The sequence below is a fragment of the Nocardia sp. Tas62D01 genome, assembly GCF_055232035.1.
Genome location: NZ_JBUYUZ010000001.1, coordinates 9454675 through 9474398, shown reverse-complemented (window position 1 = coordinate 9474398; position 19724 = coordinate 9454675). Strand labels below are relative to the sequence as shown.

Here is a 19724-nt window from a genome sequence, read left to right as displayed (position 1 = left end):
CCCGTCCATCTCGCGAATTGTCTTGGAGGAGCGATGCATGTGGTGCGGGTGTTGTCCCCGGTCTCGCGACGTGAGTCGTGGACGGTCCTCGGCGACGACGGGCCGGTGGGACCGGTGGAGCGGTATCTGGCGTATCTGACCGACATCGAGCGGTCGCCGAACACGATCAAGGCGTATGCCCACGATCTAAAGGACTGGTTCGTCTTCCTCAGCCAGAAGGAGATCGACTGGCGGGCGGTCCGGCTGGAGGATGTCGCGGAGTTCGTGTCGTGGCTGCGGCGGCCGCCGAACACTCGGGACGGGTCGGTGGCCGTACTGCCATCGGTGGAGTATCACTGCACGGAATCGACCGTGAACAGGAAGCTGTCGGCGGTCAGCGCCTTTTACCAGCACGCCACCCGTAATGGCGTGGACTTGGGCGAACTGCTGGTGACGTGGCAGCCGGCCGGTCATCGTCGGGGAACGGGCTGGAAGCCGTTCCTGCATCATGTCACCAAGCGAGAGCCGCAGGCTTGGCGCGCGATCGCTTTGAAAGCGCCTCGGAAACTTCCGCGGGTGCTGACCGTCGCCGAGATGCAGGCCATTCTGAACGGTTGCGACCGGCTACGCGACAGGTTCCTGTTCGCCCTGCTGCACGAGACCGGCATGCGGATCGGCGAAGCGTTGGGCCTGCGACATGAGGACATCGCTGCCGCTGAGCGGGAAATCAGCATCGTGCCGCGGGACAACGACAACGGTGCTCGCACGAAATCCCAACGGCCACGGGCGATCCCCGTCAGCGGCGAGCTGGTTCGCCTCTATGCCGACTATCTGCATGGAGAGTACGGGGACCTGGATTCGGACTATGTCTTCGTCAACCTCTGGGCCGGTCCATACGGGCGTCCCTGGTCGTATCCGGCGGTCTACGACCTGGTCTGCCGCCTACGGCAACGGACCGGAATCGACTTCGATCCGCACTGGTGCCGGCACACCGCAGCCACCCGGATGCTGCGGGACGGTGTGCCGATCGAGGTCGTGTCGAAGCTGCTCGGCCACGCCAGTCTGACCGTCACCTCGACCGTCTACGGTCACCTCACCGTCGAAGACGCCCGGAAAATCCTTGAGAAAGCCGGATGGTTCAGCGGGAACGAGGTGACGTTGTGAACTCGAGTGCCTCGATCAGCGACATCAGTGAGGCCAGTGGAAACCGGCGGCCTCAAATCCGTGCGGCCAGCCGCGACGACGACCCCTGGGCCGAGGAATACAGTCGCGACACCTGGAATCTCCGTCGGGTCGGTGCGCGCCGCGAACACGGGCATCTGGCGTATCTGCGGTTCGGCGGCATCCCTCAAGGCTGGCTGAAGGAGTTGGCCAAGCGGTGGTCAAGGTGGCGGATCTCGGTCGGAAGGACCAGCGAGACCGTCGGCTTGGGCGTTCGCGCGATCACCAGGTTCGCTGAATTCCTTGCTGCACAGCCGATTCCGGTCCGCCACCTTGGAGAAATCGATCGATTACTGCTGGAGCGGTATCTGGCTCATCTGCACTCCGAATGTGGTGGGCGGGTGATGCACCGTCACATGATCGGGCAGCTCAATCAGTTCTTGATCGCGATCCGCCAGCATGGCTGGGACACTGCGCTGCCGGTCAGCGCCATGTTCTTCCCGGAGGACATCCCCAAGGATGGTGAGTGGCTGCCGCGGGCGTTGAGCGACCACGTCATGGCGCAACTGGAGAGCCCTCAGAATCTCGACAAGTGGCGCATTCCCGCATATCGGCTGGTGACACTCATCCTCATGCGATCCGGGCTACGCGTTACCGACGCGCTCGGTCTCGGCGTCGACTGCATCGTTCGTGACGGCGAAGGCGCGCCTTATCTGAGGTACTTCAACCACAAGATGCGCCGGGAAGCGTTGGTGCCCATCGACGAGGAACTGGAACAAGCCATCAAACAGCACCTGCACGATCTGGAAGGTCAATGGCCGCAAGGGGTTCCGCGCCTGTTCTCGCAAGAGAGGAACAATCCAGACGGTCAAAGGCCCATTTACGGTGACGTCTATCGCCGCGCTCTGCGCAGGTGGTTGGCGCGGTGCGATATCCGAGACGAGAACGGGCAGCGGGTCCGGGTCACGCCGCACCAGTGGCGGCATACTCTCGGGACCCGGCTGATCAACCGCGACGTTCCGCAGGAAGTGGTCCGCCGGATTCTCGATCACGATTCACACCTGATGACCGCGCGATATGCCCGGCTGTCTGATACGACTATCCGTCGCCACTGGGAAGCCGCCCACAAAGTCGGCGCCGCTGGCGATACCGTCGTCCTCGATCCGGATGGACCACTCGCCGAGGTGTCCTGGGCCAAACAGCGTGTCAGCCGGGCGACCCAGGCCCTGCCGAACGGATACTGCGGGCTTCCGCTGGTGAGAACCTGTCCGCATGCCAACGCGTGTTTGACCTGCCCGATGTTCGTGACTACCGCCGAGTTCCTCCCACAGCATCGACAGCACCGCCAGCAGGTCATCGAACTGATCTCCGCCGCCGATGCCCGCGGCCAGCAGCGCCTTGCGGAGATGAATGAGCAGATTCTCGGCAACCTGAACAACATCATCACCGCCCTCGAAAACGGCCCTAATTCCACCGAGCAAGGAGCGGCGGATGCGAGCTGACAACAGCCGGCACCTCGTTGCCGCAGCACATCACCGGCACGAACTAACCCGCAGCAAGGCCATACGAGCAATCCGCGAACTGGATGCCGCTGGCGCACCCGTGACCTTCCAGACCGTTGCCGCCGCCGCAGAGGTCTCGCGATCCTGGCTCTACTCCCAGCTCGACATCCGAGCCGAGATCCAGAGGCTACGCGATCTCAAACGCCGCGCCCCGGAAACGTCGCTACCAGCACGTCATCGCACCAGCGACCCATCGCTGGTCCGCCGACTGGAACTCGCGAATACCAGAAACCGGGAACTGGCCGAGGAAAACCAGCGGCTGCGACGCCAACTCGCAGAAGCACTCGGCCATCTTCGGCACGCGGGCATTCGCCCCGCACCTGAAATCGAATCTCCCAGCCCTCCACCGCGTTCCAGGTCCATAACGATCGGCCCGTGCTGATCAACCATCCCATCAGGATCGTCTGTTTGTCGGCGACGTTGTCGCCGACAAACAGACGCAGGTCAGCACCACCGGGGCAATCAGCGGCTCTAGATAACGAACGTTATGAGACAGCGGGCAATGCTTCTTCCGCGACATCCGGCGGCCGATTGACCGCCGGCAAGGTTGACATCCCGGTCGTTATCGGCGGTCAGTGTCAACAGTCGTCGAGTGTCGTCGAGTGTCGTGGGTGCAGCGCCGCGCTGGTCGTGCGGGCGGCTGGAGTCGCGGGGCTGATCGCGGTGGCGGCGAGCATCGCGGCGATGGTCCGGGAGAGTCGTTGCACGTCGTCGGGTGCAGCGCGAAGGGCGGATCGAGACCTTTCGTCGGGCTAGGAGTTCAAATGCCTGCGGGGTGGAACCTCTCGGTGGGAAAATAGTTTGCCGGCATCGCACTGTCCTGCCGGAGTGCGTTCGACTTGCCTGATCTCACCCCACCGTGCTTCGGAGAGGAAGGAACATCATGTCCGACGTACCCGAAGATGATCTCGCCCAGGCCCGCATCGCAGCCGAGGGCGTCAAGGCCAGCCAGGAGAAGTACCGATCCACCGAGGATCCCCACCTCCGTGAGCGCGCCAAGATCTCCAAGGAGGGACATGCGCGCGAGGTTGGGTACTACGTCGCTAAGCTGCGGCGCGAATACTTCACGGACGAGCACTTCCGGCGGTACCCCGAGCTGAACGCCCTGCTCGTCCACCCCGACCGGCTCGCGGCCGATGTCAAGGTGTCGAACGACCCCAAGACCGGGGAGACGCTAGTAGGGCTCGTCGCCGAGATCGACAAGTTCGTCCAGAAGACGAAGAACACCTGACCCTGAGCGCAATCGCATTCGCCCCGAATGCTTTTCGTTATTGCCCGATCCACGCGAGCACCCAAAGCCCTCCGTAGGGGAAGGGCATTGTTGATGCCGGACACTGTTCATCGCCGCCGTGCGAGCCTCTCGCGAGTGAAAGCGGCGGTAGAACGGCGGTCGATACTGCCGAATCCGGTGCTAACTAGTGACTACCCTTTATCTGCGGTCGTCTGGAAGACGACTTGGCGCGATGGGTCTTTCGGGTGGGTCGACTCCGGAAATAATCTGGGGTAGCGCGGGAGGCTGGGAGATGGGGACGGTGCGGGGCCTTCCGCCGCCGGTCTGGTGTGCGACTGGCCGACGCGGTGACGTTGTTCCTCTGCACGATCCCGGCGGCGAACACCCGCCTCGTGCTACGCCGTCGTGCTGAACCGGTTGGTCGCCGACTTCGGCGCGGACACGAATGTGGCGCTGCTGGAACAGGAGCCGGATCGGGTGAGCGGGTGGTTCACCTTCGTGTGGGGTGCCAGGGCGGCTACGACGTTCAACGTCCGGTTGGCGGCGCTCCGCTCGGCGTGCGAGTACTGGCGCGAACAGCTGACCGCAAGGCCCGCCCGTCGGTGGCGAAGTCCGACGTCGATCCATCGACTCAGCGCGGCAGATTGCCCTACCGCCGCGCCCCCGAGTTGTTCGAGGCCCACACCGACCATTACAACCCCGGCCCCTACACCCTGCACCAGTTGCGGCACTCGCGGCTGACACACGCGGCCGAGGAAGGCGCGTCGACACTGATGTTGATGAAACTGCCCGGGCATACCTCGGTGCGCAGCCTCGCCAAGTACGCCCGGGTGTCGGACGAGGGCCTCCTAAATTTCCACGCCGACACCGATCCGGCCGCACGCCGCAGACCGGGATGACGAGACGAATAGGCTCGATTCGGAAAGGAACACGACGGGCATCGACACCAGCACCCGTTGTGTGAGTTGGCATTCCACGGGGAAAATCCCATCAGTGCCGAGGTCTACATGCGATTGGCGTCGACGGCCTCGAAGACGACGCAGAGACTGGCGCGTCCGTCACCGGTGGCGGACGCATGACCAAGCGTTGGCTCACCGTCCGCCCAATCTGTCGCGACCGTTTGCGGCAGGGCAGAGAGTGCAGCAGGTGCCCGTCGACCTGTCCGGGCTGAAGTTTGGGGAGCGCCCGGTAGGGAACGTGAACTGAATCGGTCGGCTCGATGCCGGCCACGGCGGCGCTCGCAGTAGTAGCGTTCTATCCGCCTGGTCGGCACCTTAGTGGTCGCCGTCGGAAGTCCTTCGGGGGTTGTTCAAGCTGCTGTGGCGGTGGAGGATTGGTCTTGCCGGTCGGGGGTGTGCCGGTCGAGTCTGGCCAGTAGTTCGTCCAGGTCGGAGGTGGTGAACTTCCACTGGAATGGCTGTGTCGTGCCGTTGTAGCGGTCTTCGAATGCTCGGAGCCGATCCCGGACCTGGGAAAGGTCTGTGAAGTCGTTGGGTGAGACGACCTTGCGTTGCACGATCGAGAAGACGACCTCGATCTGGTTGAGCCATGACGCGTGGACGGGCGTGTGGATCATGACGGCGTTGGGGTATGCCTTGGTCAAGCGGTCGATCGCTGCTTGGCCGCGGTGGGAGGAGCCGTTGTCAACGATCCAGAACACGCGTTTGGCGCTGGCGTAGGGTTCGGTGGTCATGACCTGGTCGACCAGGTTCGTGAACGGCTCGATGCCGGTTTTCGGTTCGCAGCGGCCGAACAACTTGGCCTGGTGGACGTCGTAGGCGGCGAGGTAGGCGACCGCGCCGCCGCGGGTGTATTCGTGGTTGACGCGCATCGCCCTGGCCTGGCCGGGCGCGAGGGTGGGGTGGCAGCGGCAGCGGGCTTGGATGGAGGTTTTCTCGTCGCTGGAGTTGACGTACTCGTCGGGGCCGAGTGGTTTGCCCTGGTAGATGCGGGCGTAGAGGTCGAGGACCCGTTGGGCCTTGGGCTGGAAGTTCAGGTCGCGGATGAAGATCCACGACCGGTGTTGCCAGGGTTTGATCGCGTCGGCGTCGAGCAGGCGACGGACGGTGGATTCGGAAATGCTGTCGGTGACGCCACGCGCGGTCAGTTCGGCGGCCAGTTCTGGACACGACCAGCGCGACAACGGCACTCCGGTCTCGGCGGGCAACTGGCAAGCCAACGCCTTCAGTTCCGCGACCTGCAAGGGCGTGAACACCGGTGGCCGTCCGGACCGTTTCCGGTCGGCCAACGCCGCCAACCCGCCAGCGGCGAACCGACCCCGCCAGGTACGCACCGTGTCCACGTGCATCCCGGTCTCCGCGGCAATGCCGGCATTGGAGTGCCCCCGAGCCGCCATCCACACGATGGTTGCCCGCTGCCGGGCCTGGTAGGGGGTCTTATGGCCGTAGGCCATCCTCTTCACCCTGCGACGCTCGGAAGCGGTGAGGGAAATGGGCACGGCTTTGGCGGCGAACACAGACAACAACAGCCGATCTACGAGACATATTGCGGGACAGACGAATACCTTCCCGTAATACCTGCCCGTATCCTGGCTCGACACGCCGAACCGCCCAGTGGAGGACCCCCGATGGCTTCACCGTCTCAATCGACCAAGGACTCCCTCGCCCGCAGCCTCGCCAGTCACGCCCGCTCCCACTGGCCCCAACTCGCCGACCTACACATTCGACACCGCGGAGCGTTCGCATACGTCGCCGGTGAACTCCCTGACGGCGACACCCAACCCCTAATGCGCCTGCGCTACCTCGGGTCCGACTCAACCTGGGGATTCGCCCTCTACCTCGCCAGCAGCGACTCGTATCGCGACTCGATCCTGAACACCGGAGCTTTCGCCGGCAGCCCCCAAGAAACCCTCGACTGCGCCTGCGAGCTCTACCTCACTACCACCGACTTCTAGCCGGAGCCCGCACAAAAACCCGCCTTTGTATCGACCCCCGAACGACTTGCGACGGCGACCACTTAGCCGTGACGGGGCGGATCGCGTTGGCTGAGCGCGGCGCTCGAGGCTTGCAGCTCATGTCGTGATGGACGTGCGAGTTCGCCGATTTCCTGCTGGTTGGTTGGGTCGGCCCAGCGGGCGAAGGCACGCTTGAAGGAGAGGACTCCGAGCTCGGCGGCGAGGCTCGCGGTCGGGTCTGGTATGCCACGCTTCTCGAGTGCGTCTGTCATGGCCGTGGCGAGGCCGACACGCTTGAGCGCGTCGCGCCCAGCCGGCATCCAGCGTGCTGACCGGCGAGCTGTTCGGGTGGCGGCCGGTCCAGTCGGGGCTCATCGAGGATCTCGACAAGGGCCACTACTTCGCTTGAACAAGCGCCGCGTCGGCGGCGGCGAAGCCGGCGTCCCGCTCGTCCGGCGAATGCTCCAGATACCAACGGACCGAACGGGCGACCGACTCCATCGACGGCGGCAAGGCCGTGACGATCCGGCGGCTGCCGGGCCGCTGAATCAGTCGTCGCGGTTGTCGGGGTTGCGGAGCCGGTCTGTAGTTGCCGCCGAGGTCGGGCAGGTGTAAGGCGTAGTGCCCGTCGATGTCGATGTGCTCGCGGATGAAAGCCGACAGCTTCGCCTCGTCCGTGTCGAGCACCGAATACCCCTGGGCGCGTAGCTGTTCGATGGCGTGGTTGCTGTAGACGGTGTTCCACAGCAGCACACAGTTGAGCACCAACCCCAGCGCGGAGAGCTGGTTTTCCATGCCCACGTAATAGTAACCAACAGTCGACGAGTTCCTGAGCCGTCCTGTCTTCTCCCCCCTGCCGTTTCGTGCCTGGGCCTGGCGGTTTCCTCGTTCCCCTGCGCCATATCACTCGACTGAAGTAGCCTCGCTGCGGCCGATCAGATCACGGCTGTAGCGATAGTTCTTCACTGGGAGTGAAATCAAGGAGGCGTGGGTTGGCGCTCGCGGCGGTGCGGGATCTGCGGGCTCCGGCGACCGAGGACGAACTCGCCGCGTTCGAGACCGACGTGCTATCTGGGTTTGTTCTGGCGCGGGCCTCCGCGGGGCTGGTGGACTCCACGATCCGTAACGACGTCAATCACCTTGAGCTGGTTCGGGATTGGTTCGGTCGGCCATTGTGGGAGATGGAGCCTTCCGACGCCGACACCTATTTTGGGAAGGTGCTGCGGGAGGCGAAGCCATCCACGCGGACCGGCCGCGCGGCCGCGCTGACGGTGTTCTTCCACTTCCTGGAGCTGCGACACAAGGTCGAGCTGCACAATCTCACCGGCCGGGTCGTGGAATGCCCACTCGACGAGATCAACCGGCCGCGGGCGTCGGTGGATCCGCAGCTACGCATCCCGCCGACGGCCGAGGAGATCGAGCAGTTGTTCGCCGGGTGGCGCGCAGAGCTGGCGACCTGCCGCAAGTTCGCCCCGATCGCCCGCAACTACGCCGTCGCCCGCCTGGCCGCCGATGTCGGCTTGCGGATCAACGAGGCCCGCATGCTCGATCTCGACGACGTGCGGTGGGAGCTGGGCCGGTTCGGAAAGCTGAATGTCCGCCATGGCAAGGGATCTCGCCGCAAGGGCCCGAAACCTCGACTGGTGCCGCTGATCAACGGCGCCGACCGGAGTCTGCGCTGGTTCATCGAGGACGTCCTCGGTCTGTTCGACATCGACCCCTCGCGCCACGGGACGCCGCTGTTTCCGTCCGAGCGTAAGAACACCGACGGCACCGCCATGCGCGCGACCGCCGACGTGTTCCGCCGTGCCCTCGCCGATGCCGCCGACCGGCATCTGCCGACCTGGAGCGTTATTCATAAGCCTCCGCGAAAAAGTGCAGTGCGACTATCGTTTTCAGGGCAGAGGGGAATTTGTGGACTGGCGCGCGGTAGCGGCCGCCTTCCTCGCTGAGCATGCGCCAGGTCTTCAGGTGAGCGACGGCTCGCTCCACCGCGGCCCGGATTCCGGAGAGTGCGGTATTGAACGCGGCCTGGCTCTCGTGCAGTTCGCGGCCCGGAGGTTTCTTGTAGGGCACCAGATCGATTCCGTCGACACCGACGTAACCGGAATCGGCGACAGTGTCGATCTCGGCGAGAAGGTCGGCGAGTCCGGAGGCGGCGTATGCGTGCGCGTCGTGTCGGGCGCCGTGCACGATCGTCATGCCGACCGCGACGAGCCTGCCGTCGAGGTCGGCGGCGATCTGGATGTTGAACCCCGGATACTGGGTTTTTCCGGAGAACAGGTCCGGGATCGCCGACCAGTCCCAGGTCGGGCAGATTGTGCCGTCCACCAGCACGGACCCGACTCCGATGACGTCGCGGGGGTTGGGAACGAACTCTTCGAGTACGTCAGCGATCACCGGTCGCAGCAGATCCCAGCGGCGGCTCACCGTGGACTGACTGATCCCGAAGAACGCGCCCGCGACATCCTGGACGAGGTTTCTGCGCATCAACGACACCACCAAAGCGACAGACCTGAACAAGCTCAACGCGTAAGGGCGACCGGCCGACTCGAACCCGCCGACGGTCTCGTGTACCCGGGCAGTCAGTTCCGTCAGTTGCCCATCGGTCAGCCCCGTAATAGCCTTGTACCGCAACGGCCCTCGTTCTCGCTCGTAGACTTCGTAACTCCACGAACTGAGATACATGAGGGCCGTTGCCAATTCGGCTGCGACGCGCCGACGTATCAAGCAGTGCGATCACCGTCTCACCGGCCACACAGGCCACGAGAGTTGCTATGCCACAGCCGATTGCGGGACAGGCTTATGAATAAGCCTCCTGGTCCGGGAAACTGACACCGCATGTCCTGCGCCATTTTTGCGCTTCCCAGCTTTATCTCGCTGGGATGAACCTGTTCGCGATCCAGGAATTATGTGGTCACTCCTGGACGGCCACAACTGCCCGGTATATCCACGTCCACGCCACCCATGTCGAAGACGCGTGGGTGACCGGGCAGCGCCGGGTCGCCGACCGATGGAAAGGACTCACCCGATGAAATGGAACCTGCGCCTGGCCGCGGCCAACCGCGGCATCTGGAAGGCCAGCGAACTGCAACGCATGCTCGCCGACCGCGAGCTGGTTATCAGCGCCGGGAAGATGTCCGGGCTGTGGTCGGGCAACCCGAATGTCGTCAAACTCCGCGACCTGGACGTCATCTGCGCTGTCCTCGGCTGCGGCGTCGAGGAACTGCTCATCCCCGAACCCGAGACCGTCACCGCACCGGTTCCGGCGGCCGAGGACACGCCTGCGGCGGTCGGCGAGGTTCGGCCGGTCGTCCCACGCGCCCGGACCGGGAGGTCGCTGCCGCCTCGATGAACTGCCTGCACTGCGGCACTCCGCTGCCGGAGAAACGGCGGCGAGACAAAATCTATTGCAGCCGAACCTGTTCGGCACTTGCCTCCTACTACCGGCGAAGAAACGGTGAGCCGCTCCCGTCACGCTGGCAGCACCAAGCGCTGACCGTCAGCGATCCCGCCCTGCGGGCGGCGGCGCAGCACGCGCAGCAGCTCGCCGCGACGAGGGGCTGGAGCCCGTCGACCTTGCACTGCGTGCTCGATGGGTTGGTCACCGTGCTCGACGGGCGGACCGCCGGTGACAAGGTGCCGGTGAGCGAGATCCGTCAGCGACCTCACCGCCACGTGTCCAGGACACGGCTGATCGAGGTGCTTGCCGATCTGGATCTCCTTCACGACGATTCGACAGCTGGTTCTGCTCGACGGCGACGCCCGCGCCAGACCCCGCTCGCCCGCCACCTTATATGCCTATTTCGGCGACGTTCGGCCGATCCTGCGCCAATGGGCGACCCACTACGGTCACCTGCGGGAAGTCACCAAATCCGACATCTACGCCGCCCTCGAGCCGCTGCACGGCTACCAGCGCAACAACGCAGTTCAGGCGCTGCGCTCGTTGTTCCGAACCACCAAGAAACGTGGCCTCACCTTCGACAACCCGACCATCGGCGTCAAAGCACCACACATCGACCCCGCGATGGTGCCGATGACCGACGACGAGATCCGCATCATCGAGCAGTTGGCCGTCCGGCCATCCGACCGTCTCGCCCTTGCCTTGGCCGCCGAACACGCGGCCCGGACGAACACGATCAGAAACCTGATGCTCGACGACGTTGATCTGCCCAACCGCCGCATCACTCTGGCCGGCCACAACCAGAGGGTCGGCGACCTCACCTACCGGGCGATGCGAGCTTGGCTCAACCACCGCCGCACCACCTGGCCGCACAGCCCCAACTCACACCTGCTCGTCAGCCCCCGCACCGTCCACGGCACAGGACCGGTCAGCCACGAATTCGCGCGTTTCTCCCTGGGGCACAACGGATTCAGCATCGACCGAATCCGCGCCGACCGCATCCTGCACGAAGCCCTCACCGCCGGACCGGACCCACTGCACCTGTCCCTTGTCTTCAACATCCACCACGAGACCGCCCTGCGCTACTCGACCGTCGCCGAGCACCTACTCAGCGACGAAATCGAACAGCCACCTGGCCGATAGAACAGTCCGGAACGGCTAGAATCCGGCCACGAACCCACCGCATTCCAGATCTGCGAGCGCCGAAAAGCCGTGGGTTCCCGTTGAAATCGCTTCAGTCGCGATGAACCCACGGGAGAGGCCGAAATTCTGAAGCTGTCAGGAAGTGCAAAGGAGCTTCGGCGGCAGTGGATTTCGTCTAGCGTGACCGGGCATGCGTCAGGTTAAACGCGGAGAACAACCGATGTCTTGGATAGGCTGCAGTTTGCAATCAACCGAAAAGCGAAAGGCAGCAATATGATCCGAAAGGTCCTTCTGGCGGTCACGGCCGGCATTCTGATCAGCACACCCGCGACAGCGTCGGCCGATGTCGCGCTTCATGATTCCGTCACCGACAAGCCCGCTACCGCGCAGGAGGTGGCGATCAGCACCGGATCGGGGGTGGCCGACACCGCCATCAATGGACTGATAGCCGCGATCTTCGGTCCGAATGATCCATCGACGTGCAAGTTCCCTTACTGCTTCTGAGGATGTGCTGCTGAGGCACAGCGAGAAGGCCCCGGCGCCTTGCTGGACCGGGGCCGACCCGGCGAACAGGCTGCGGACTCGTTCCTGCATGGCACGCACGTCGTGGCCGGGCGGGAAGTCGCGGGTGCTGACCGCGCCGCATCCGCACCCGCAGGCGTGTTCGAGGAATTCGGCTTCTTCGGGCCGCCGGTCAGGTTTTCGGCGCACACGGCGAGTTCGACGACCGAGCGCACCGCCGCAGCCCGCAGGCCTGGCTGAGTCGGCTGCTGGCATCATTGGCCAGCGGTATGCGCTGCGGGTGACAATCGAAATTCGTTGGCGGACTCCGAGATTCGCATGCTGTGCGCCTCGATGTCGTCCCGGAGTCGCAGCGATCCGGCGATCACCTCGGTGGCCCCGTCGACCAGCAGCGGCTCGAGCCGAGCATGAGTTGCAGACAGTCCACGACATCGACGAGGGCGGCGTCATAGCCGTGATGTATTCGCCTGCCGCGACATCACATCGAACGGAATCCCGGACCGCCGCGAGGCCCGCGATGTCGCTCGTGACCGGTTCCTCGAATCATACGACCCGTTGCAGCACTGTCCCGCCAGGCTCGTGCCGCAGCCGCGCGACAACACCGGCATGGCGTGTATTGGGTGGGCACACCGCAATCGCGGCCGCCGCGTGCTCGGGTGGGCGTGGCACCACAACCCCGAGCGGAATCGCCCGGTAATTCGAGGCGTCGGTGGAATATGGTGCCCGGGAGTAGGGTCTAAACGCGGTCTAAACGGTGTGTTCGCCGTCGCGATCCCGGACAACATGAAAGCGATTGTCGATCACGCGAACGCGACCGATCCGTGGTTGAACGACTCGTTCCGCGAATACGCCGAATCGCGTGGGTTCGTGGTCGATCCGGCCCGCGTCCGGAGCCCCCAAGATAAGCCTCGCGTCGAACGGTGTGTTCCTTACGCGCGATCGAATTTCTTTGCCGGAGAACAATTCCTGGACCTTGACGACTGCCGCCAGCGGGCCGAGCGGTGGTGCCGGGAGACCGCGGGGTTGAGAATACACGCCCACCACTCGACTACGCCCGGCCGAGGTGTTCGCCACCGAGGAGCACCCGAAGCTGAAACCGTTGCCCGACACCGCATTCGACATCCCGACCTGGTCTCATCCGAAAGTTGCGCCGGACCGGCACCTATTGACTGAACAGACCAGGGTGTTCGAGCAGTTCGGGGGACATGCGCTCGGGCGAGCACCTACGGTCGGTTGCCATGTTCGACGAAGCGGAGGCATCGCGGGATTTGGCCGGTTTGCAGGTGCCGGTTGTCGGGTGTCTGCTTGCGACGCAGTCGAAGTGGGATCCCTACCGGCTGCTCGATCCGATCGGTGATCCGGTCGACTCGGCGGCGGCGTTCTTCGGTGATCTGCTGGCTGCCGGGCGCAGCGCGGCGACGGTGCGATCGTATGGGATGGATCTGCTGCGCTGGTTCCGGTTCTTGTGGGTGGTCGAGATGTCGTGGAGTCGGGCGACCCGGATCGAGGCCCGTGATTTCTGCCGCTGGATGGCGGTGTCCGGCCGCGACGGCAAGCCGTATTCGGTGTCGGTACGTGCGCACAGCGAGACGGTGTTGCGCGGGTTCTACGACTTTCATCGGGATGTCGGCACGGGCCCGATGCTGAATCCGTTCCCGCTGGACCGGTCTCGGCGCGGCGGGCGCGCGCATGCGCACCACAATCCGATGGAGCCGTATGCAAACGAGAAGACAGGTTTGTATCGCCCGCGGGTCCCGCGGCGGCTGCCGCGGGCGATCCCGGACGAGCAGTTCAACGATATTTTCGCCGGGCTGCCGTCGAACCGGGACCGGGCGCTGGTGGCGTTCTACGTGTCCACCGGAGCCAGGGCATCGGAACTGTTGTCGGCCACACAGGGTGGTGTCGATCCGGGGCGGCAGCTGATTACGGTGGTGCGCAAGGGCACTCGTGAGACTCAGGAGTTGCCGGCGTCGTCGGATGCGTTCGTGTGGTTGCGGCTCTATCAGGTGGAGATGGGAACGCTGATCCCGCACGGGCGCAGCAAGCCGTTGTGGTGGACGCGAACCCGGCCGGTCCGCCCCTTGACCTATCACGCGGCGCATCGGATGTTCGAGCGAGTCAACGCCGCTGTCGGCTCGGAGGTGACATTGCACGCCTTGCGGCATACGGCCGCTTACCGGATGGCCGAGGACCCGGCGATGCCGTTGACGGACGTTCAGTACGTGCTGGGCCACGCACGGTTGACCACCACTCAGATCTATACGACACCGCGGCAGGAGGATGTGATCGCCCGCGTGCTGGCTCACCATGCCGAACGGACCCGCAGAGCCAGCCTGCCCGCCCCGCCGCCGGCACCCGGTTATCGCCCGGAAACGATGGCGGTGTTGTTCGGACGGATCGATCGATGACCACGACATCCTCCGAAAGAATCCACACCACACAGCGGGAAACGATTGCTGCGCAGCCAGATTGGCGTGAACGCTATCCCACACGGATCGTGGGCGGCAACTGGCCGAGAACCCGGTTGAGCCGGGCCAAGGTCGACTCGCTGGTGCTGTCGACAAGTCATCGGGCGATCGCGTCGAAACAGGTGCGCAACGCTCGCCGGTGGGGGTTGACGCACCTGCTCGATTGGCTCGAAGACCAGCCCGGTGACACCTGGCAGGATCGCTGGCTGGCCAGCGGCGCCGACGACGCGCGCGAGGACTGGGCACAGATCCCCGAGCAATGGTTACGCCGCAATGGCCGCTATTCCGACCACATGCTGAAGTTGATGACCAACTCGCTGCTGCTCGTCGTCGGCACCGACGTCGTTCGCCCGTCCCTGGAATGGCTGTTGACCGCGGGCAAGAAACGCAAGCTCGTCCGCAACATGGTCTACGCCCGTGACAGTGAAGGGTTCGCGCGGCTGCGGGGGCTCTGCGAGCAGAACCCGACGGTCCGCTCGGACGCCGGTCAGGATGTCGTGTTCCGGTCCGCGGTGATCGTCGCTGCGAAGGGCGGAGTGCTGGCCGATGTCACCGTCGGTGACGTCTTGGAGATCTTCGACGTCGAACGCGAGGTCCGCGGACGCTGCGATTCCGCGGCGGCCACGTTCCGGATGCTCAGTGAGGCAGGCGTTTTCGGCAGCGACGTGCCGTCGCTGCGGGAAATCCGCAGTTTCGGGCAACGCAGCATCGAGCAGCTCGTCGACCGCTATCCGATTGCATGCGGGCCGATGCGCGAGCTGCTGGTGGACTATCTGCGCGAGCGCCAGCCCGTGGTCGACTACTCGCGGCTACTCGGCCTGGTCAACCACCTGGTCCGCAGCTTCTGGGTCGATCTCGAGCACCATCACCCTGGCATCGACTCGCTGGCGTTGCCACGCGAGGTCGCCGGAGCCTGGAAGCGGCGGTTGCGCACCAAGACCAGCACGGTCCTGCGCGACGGTGAGCTCGTCGAGGTCGACAGTGAGCGCCTCGGCTACCTCGACACCCTCTCCACGGTTCGCGCGTTCTACCTCGACCTGGCCGAATGGGCTCTGGAAGACCCGGCTCGCTGGGGTCCGTGGGTCGCACCGTGTCCGATCAGCCAAGAAGACCTCTCCCGCGTCAAATTCGTCCGCCGCCGCAAGGCCCGCATGGACAGCCGCACCCGCGAGCGCCTGCCCGTGCTGCCGATCCTCGTCGAGACCACCAACCAATGGCGCCGCGAATCCGAAGAACTGCTCGCAGTCGGCAGACAGACCCCACCCGGGCAGTCGTTCACCGCCGCAGGCAAGGCCTTCACCAGGATTCATCGGCCCAGCGCGAAGCCGGACAACGTCTGGATTCGCAACCCCGACGGCGGCACGCTGACGCTGCTCAACCGCGACGCGAACCACGCATTCTGGGCTTGGGCGGCCATCGAAGTGTTGCGGCACACCGGAATCCGTGTCGAGGAACTGCTCGAGCTCAGCCACCACAGTCTCGTGCAGTATCGTCTGCCCAGCACCGGGGAACTGGTGCCGTTGCTGCAGATCGCGCCGTCGAAGACCGATACCGAACGCCTGCTGCTGGTCAACCCGGAACTCGCCGACGTCCTCAGCGCCATCCTCTGCCGCATCCGCCGCCCCGACGGCGCCGTCCCGATCATCAAAGCCCGCGACAGCCACGAACTGACGTGGAATCCACCGGCGCCGCTGCTGTTCCAGCACCGCATCGGAACCGAAATCCATTCGTTCACACACGGTCTCGTCTCCGACCTGCTCGACAAGGCCCTCGCTCGAACGGGACTGACCGACCCGGCCACCGGCGACCCGCTGAAGTTCACCGCCCACGATTTCCGGAGAGTCTTCATCACCGACGCCGTGCTCAACGGCCTCCCACCACACATCGCGCAGATCATCGCCGGGCACCGCGACATCAACGTCACCATGGGCTACAAGGCCGTCTACCCCGACGAAGCCATCACCGCCCACCTGGGCTTCCTGGCTCGCCGCCGCGCCTTGCGGCCGTCGGAGGAATACCGTCGCCCCACCGACGAGGAATGGCAGCAGTTCCTCGGCCACTTCGAACGCCGCAAGGTCTCCATCGGCACCTGCGGGCGCGCGTTCGGCTCGAGCTGCATCCATGAACACGCATGCGTGAGATGCTCGCTCCTCTGGCCGGACCCCGCCCAGCAGCACCGGCTGATCGAGATCCACGACAACCTAATGAGATGTAGCGGGTCGGTCGATCGGGCAGACTCGCTACTGGTAGCGGCTGGTAGGTGAGCACTGATTGGCCCCGGACTTCGAGTCCTGCTTTGAGATCGTGCCCCTGCCGGTCGGCCGGGAGAAATGGATCGCTGATGGGATGTCGTGCCTGCCGCATGACGGCGTGAGCACCGATTCATTAGGTCGCCGACGTTCTCCCGCACGCTGCCGGATTTGGTGTCCGACAACGATGAAGAGGGAACAGCTGTGCTGCTGGTCGGTGATGACTGGGCCGAGGACCACCACGATGTCGAGCTGATGGATGAGGCCGGGAAACGGCTGGCCAAGGCTCGATTACCGGAAGGGATCGCCGGGATCACCCGGCTGCACGCCATGATCGGTGAACACCTCGGCGACGACGCCGATGCCGCGCAGGTACGGATCGGGATCGAAACCGATCGTGGCCCGTGGGTCGCGGCGTTGATCGCGGCCGGCTACACGGTGTACGCGGTGAACCCGTTGCAGGCGGCCCGGTTCCGGGAACGCCGCAGCGTTTCGGGTGCGAAGAGCGATGCCGCCGACGCGCATACCCTTGCCGACATGGTCCGTACCGACGCGCACCAGTTGCGTCCGGTCGCCGGGGACAGTCCCGCCGCAGAAGCGGTGAAAGTTGTTGCGCGAGCACATAAAACGTTGATCTGGGAACGCACCCGCCACACGCAGCGGTTACGGTACGCGTTGCGGGAGTACTTCCCCGCCGCTTTGGAAGCGTTCGACGACCTCGACGCTCCCGACGCCCTGGAGCTGCTCGGCAAGGCACCCGACCCGGCCGCCGCGGCGCGGTTGTCGCTCAACCAGATCCGGGCCGCGCTGAAGCGGGCCGGCCGCCGCGGCGACCTCGACGCTAGAGCCGCCCGTATCCAGGCAATCCTGCGCAGCGAGCAGCTGGGCCGCAACCAGGTCATCGCGGCGGCCTACGCGGCAGGGACCCGCGCCGCGGTCGCGGTCCTGGCCACCCTCGACGAGCAGGTGAAAGTCCTGCAAGGGGAGGTCGAGGCCCATTTTGGCCGGCACCCGGCCGCTGAGATCATCTTGTCCCAGCCAGGACTGGGCAAGATCCTCGGCGCCCGGGTGCTCGCCGAGTTCGGGGACGACCCCACCCGCTACGCCAGCGCCAAGGCCCGCAAGAACTATGCCGCGACCAGCCCCATCACCCGCGCCTCGGGGAAAATGAAGGTCGTCGCGGCCCGGTTCGTGCACCAAGACCGGCTCGTCGACGCGCTGATGGCCCAAGCATTCAGTGCGCTCAACGTATCGCCGGGAGCCCGCGCCTACTACGACAAGCAACGCGCCCGCGGCCTAGCCCACCGTGCCGCCCTGCGTCAGGTCGCCAACCGGCTCGTGGGCATCCTCCACGGCTGCCTCAAATCCGGAACCCTCTACAACGAGACCACCGCCTGGACACACCACACCCAAGATCAACAAGCCGCAGCTTGACAAGCTAAGCCCTGGGATGTCTCAAAGCCCGGATCGCCGAAGCCGAACGAGAGGGCTGGCTCGGCGAAGTCGAAGGACTCCAGATCAGCCTCGCCGGCACCAAAGACAAACTCACTCAGATCGAAAGACGCTCCAGCACAACCACACACCTCGGCATCCCACGGCCTGTCGCCGAGTGACAGATCAGAACTGTCGGATCGAACAAAGTTTTGGTTCAGAGAACACGTTCAGATCGCCAAAGCGCTTTACAGTATCCCCGGTGATCTGGTCGGGCAGCGGTTGACCGCCCGCGTCGACACGGCCACGGTGAAGCTCTACTTCCGTAGTGAACTGATCAAAGTCCACCCCCGCGTTGGGCCCGGTCGTCGGCAGACCGATCCTGCCGACCTGCCGTCGGAGTTGACCGCGTATGCGATGCGGGATCTGAATACGTTGCAGCGCAAGGCCGAATCACACGGCCACCATGTCGGCGCCTACGCGGCGGCGGTGCTCGAGCATCCGCTGCCCTGGACGAAGATGCGGCAGGTCTACCGGCTGCTGGGCCTGGTCCGCCGCCACGGCTGCGACACCGTCGACGACGCGTGCCGCCGCGCCCTGGACGCCGAGGTCGTCGACGTCGGCGTCATCGACCGCATGCTCACCCGTGGCGGCGCCGGCCAGCAGCTGACTCTGCTCACGACACCGCCGGCCCCGTCCCCGTTCGTCCGTTCCACTACCGATTTCGCGGTCAGGAGGCTGTCATGAGCACCACTCGCCGTCCCGCCGCGTCCCCGGCGGTCAAACCGATCGAGATCTCGCCGGAACTGAAATCGTTGATGCGCCGCCTCAAACTCGGACAACTGCTCGACACCCTCCCGGAGCGGCTTGCGCTGGCGAGGTCGAATCGGTTGCCGCACCACGACTTCCTGGAGATGCTGTTCGCTGACGAGGTCACCCGCCGCGACCGGCAATCCGAGCAACGCCGCGCCAAGACCGCGCACCTGGACCCGCAGATGCAGCTGCAAGCATGGGACGAGTCCACCGCGGCCACCTTCGACTCCGAACTCTGGGCCGAACTCATCTCCTTGCGGTTCCTCGCCGACGCCTACAACATCCTGATTATGGGACCGGTCGGGGTTGGAAAAACCTTCCTGGCCAACGCATTAGGACACATCGCGGTCCGCCGGCACCACACCGTCCACACCGAACGCGCCGACAAACTATTCAAACGACTGCGGGGAGCACGCCTGGACGGCAGCTACGAAGACGAGATGCGCAAGCTGCACCGTGTCGACCTGCTGATCATCGATGACCTGGCATTACACAGGCTCGAGGCACCCGAGACCAACGACTTCTACGAGCTGATCGTCGAACGCCACCGCAAAGCCTCCACGATCATCACCAGCAACCGCGAACCGCCGGAGATCCTGACCATGATGGCCGACCCGCTGCTGGCGCAGTCAGCGATGGACCGGCTCCAATCAGCCGCCTACGAGCTCGTCGTCGAGGGCGAGTCCTACCGGCAACGCCAGAAGCCGCGCCGCGGCAAACCAGCCGATCCGACCCACACGGATTGACCAACAGCCCGGTCATCGGTCACCATCAGCACACGGCCGCGACCGGACACAACCCGGTTCCATGCTCATGGCAAACCGGTGGTCCCATAAGCCTGGCAGCCG

General features: G+C 64.9%; 20 protein-coding genes and 1 pseudogene. 17 read left to right on the top strand and 4 right to left on the bottom strand.

Annotated elements, in window-relative coordinates; all coding sequences use genetic code 11:
• Positions 1-33: 33 nt before the first annotated feature.
• From ACV7NQ_RS46130 to ACV7NQ_RS46110, 5 genes are all read left to right on the top strand, one after another.
• Entirely contained in the window at positions 34-1143 is a 1110-nt protein-coding gene (locus tag ACV7NQ_RS46130; RefSeq protein WP_463360932.1) for a site-specific integrase, read from the top strand.
• On the top strand, positions 1140-2642 hold the full coding sequence (locus ACV7NQ_RS46125; RefSeq protein WP_463360931.1) for a tyrosine-type recombinase/integrase: 1503 nt from the start codon (positions 1140-1142) through the stop codon (positions 2640-2642). Before ACV7NQ_RS46130 ends, ACV7NQ_RS46125 begins: the two co-directional genes overlap by 4 nt.
• The gene (locus ACV7NQ_RS46120) at positions 2632-3084 is read left to right on the top strand and encodes a DUF6262 family protein (RefSeq protein ID WP_463360930.1); all 453 of its coding nucleotides are present in this window, start codon (positions 2632-2634) and stop codon (positions 3082-3084) included. The genes ACV7NQ_RS46125 and ACV7NQ_RS46120 overlap by 11 nt, the downstream gene beginning before the upstream one ends.
• A 501-nt stretch (positions 3085-3585) precedes the next feature.
• A complete protein-coding gene (locus tag ACV7NQ_RS46115; protein WP_463365240.1) occupies positions 3586-3933 on the top strand; it encodes a superoxide dismutase [Ni] in 348 nt (115 codons plus the stop codon).
• A gap of 485 nt (positions 3934-4418) precedes the next feature.
• Complete coding sequence (locus ACV7NQ_RS46110) at positions 4419-4832, top strand: tyrosine-type recombinase/integrase (protein WP_463365239.1); 414 nt, start codon at positions 4419-4421, stop codon at positions 4830-4832.
• Positions 4833-5242: 410 nt separating this feature from the next.
• On the opposite strand, the gene ACV7NQ_RS46105 is transcribed toward ACV7NQ_RS46110, so the two are convergent.
• Positions 5243-6346 carry an IS630 family transposase gene (locus ACV7NQ_RS46105; RefSeq protein WP_463365238.1) on the bottom strand — a complete coding sequence of 368 codons (1104 nt, stop codon included), beginning with the start codon at positions 6344-6346 and terminating at the stop codon, positions 5243-5245.
• A 174-nt stretch (positions 6347-6520) separates the two neighbouring features.
• Between ACV7NQ_RS46105 and ACV7NQ_RS46100 the strand changes: the two genes are divergently transcribed.
• Positions 6521-6847, top strand: a complete 327-nt coding sequence (locus tag ACV7NQ_RS46100) for a hypothetical protein (protein WP_463363759.1) — start codon at positions 6521-6523, stop codon at positions 6845-6847.
• Between the two features lie 62 nt (positions 6848-6909).
• Here the strand turns inward: ACV7NQ_RS46100 and ACV7NQ_RS46095 are convergent, their stop codons facing one another.
• Both ACV7NQ_RS46095 and ACV7NQ_RS46090 read right to left on the bottom strand, forming a co-directional pair.
• A complete protein-coding gene (locus ACV7NQ_RS46095; protein ID WP_463365237.1) occupies positions 6910-7167 on the bottom strand; it encodes a hypothetical protein in 258 nt (85 codons plus the stop codon).
• Between the two features lie 76 nt (positions 7168-7243).
• Positions 7244-7642 carry a Tn3 family transposase gene (locus tag ACV7NQ_RS46090; protein ID WP_463366064.1) on the bottom strand — a complete coding sequence of 133 codons (399 nt, stop codon included), beginning with the start codon at positions 7640-7642 and terminating at the stop codon, positions 7244-7246.
• 197 nt (positions 7643-7839) lie between these two features.
• Here ACV7NQ_RS46090 and ACV7NQ_RS46085 point away from each other — a divergent pair, with 197 nt between their 5' ends.
• Positions 7840-8799 (top strand): tyrosine-type recombinase/integrase, encoded by a 960-nt coding sequence (locus ACV7NQ_RS46085; RefSeq protein WP_463365236.1) that lies wholly within the window; start codon positions 7840-7842, stop codon positions 8797-8799.
• Here the strand turns inward: ACV7NQ_RS46085 and ACV7NQ_RS46080 are convergent.
• On the bottom strand, positions 8699-9535 hold the full coding sequence (locus tag ACV7NQ_RS46080; RefSeq protein ID WP_463358528.1) for a transposase family protein: 837 nt from the start codon (positions 9533-9535) through the stop codon (positions 8699-8701). The two genes, ACV7NQ_RS46085 and ACV7NQ_RS46080, sit on opposite strands and share 101 nt — an antisense overlap.
• 128 nt (positions 9536-9663) lie before the next feature.
• Between ACV7NQ_RS46080 and ACV7NQ_RS46075 the strand changes: the two are divergent.
• The 10 genes and pseudogenes from ACV7NQ_RS46075 to istB form a co-directional block, all read left to right on the top strand.
• Positions 9664-9882: pseudogene (locus ACV7NQ_RS46075) on the top strand (tyrosine-type recombinase/integrase); the annotation flags it as partial.
• Complete coding sequence (locus ACV7NQ_RS46070) at positions 9879-10202, top strand: helix-turn-helix domain-containing protein (protein ID WP_463357732.1); 324 nt, start codon at positions 9879-9881, stop codon at positions 10200-10202. The pseudogene ACV7NQ_RS46075 and the gene ACV7NQ_RS46070, both read left to right, overlap by 4 nt.
• A gap of 351 nt (positions 10203-10553) precedes the next feature.
• Entirely contained in the window at positions 10554-11393 is an 840-nt protein-coding gene (locus ACV7NQ_RS46065) for an integrase (RefSeq protein ID WP_463365235.1), read from the top strand.
• A gap of 273 nt (positions 11394-11666) precedes the next feature.
• A complete protein-coding gene (locus ACV7NQ_RS46060) occupies positions 11667-11897 on the top strand; it encodes a hypothetical protein (protein ID WP_463365234.1) in 231 nt (76 codons plus the stop codon).
• 39 nt (positions 11898-11936) lie between these two features.
• Complete coding sequence (locus ACV7NQ_RS46055) at positions 11937-12155, top strand: hypothetical protein (RefSeq protein ID WP_463365233.1); 219 nt, start codon at positions 11937-11939, stop codon at positions 12153-12155.
• Positions 12156-13153: 998 nt separating this feature from the next.
• A complete protein-coding gene (locus ACV7NQ_RS46050; protein ID WP_463358810.1) occupies positions 13154-14323 on the top strand; it encodes a tyrosine-type recombinase/integrase in 1170 nt (389 codons plus the stop codon).
• Complete coding sequence (locus ACV7NQ_RS46045; protein ID WP_463364532.1) at positions 14320-16647, top strand: tyrosine-type recombinase/integrase; 2328 nt, start codon at positions 14320-14322, stop codon at positions 16645-16647. The genes ACV7NQ_RS46050 and ACV7NQ_RS46045 overlap by 4 nt, the downstream gene beginning before the upstream one ends.
• A 189-nt stretch (positions 16648-16836) precedes the next feature.
• Positions 16837-18066, top strand: coding sequence for an IS110 family RNA-guided transposase (locus ACV7NQ_RS46040; RefSeq protein ID WP_463365473.1), 1230 nt, complete (start codon positions 16837-16839; stop codon positions 18064-18066).
• Between the two features lie 279 nt (positions 18067-18345).
• Positions 18346-18810 carry a hypothetical protein gene (locus ACV7NQ_RS46035; RefSeq protein ID WP_463364533.1) on the top strand — a complete coding sequence of 155 codons (465 nt, stop codon included), beginning with the start codon at positions 18346-18348 and terminating at the stop codon, positions 18808-18810.
• On the top strand, positions 18807-19622 hold the full coding sequence (gene istB / locus ACV7NQ_RS46030; RefSeq protein ID WP_463364534.1) for an IS21-like element helper ATPase IstB: 816 nt from the start codon (positions 18807-18809) through the stop codon (positions 19620-19622). Before ACV7NQ_RS46035 ends, istB begins: the two co-directional genes overlap by 4 nt.
• Positions 19623-19724: the final 102 nt, after the last annotated feature.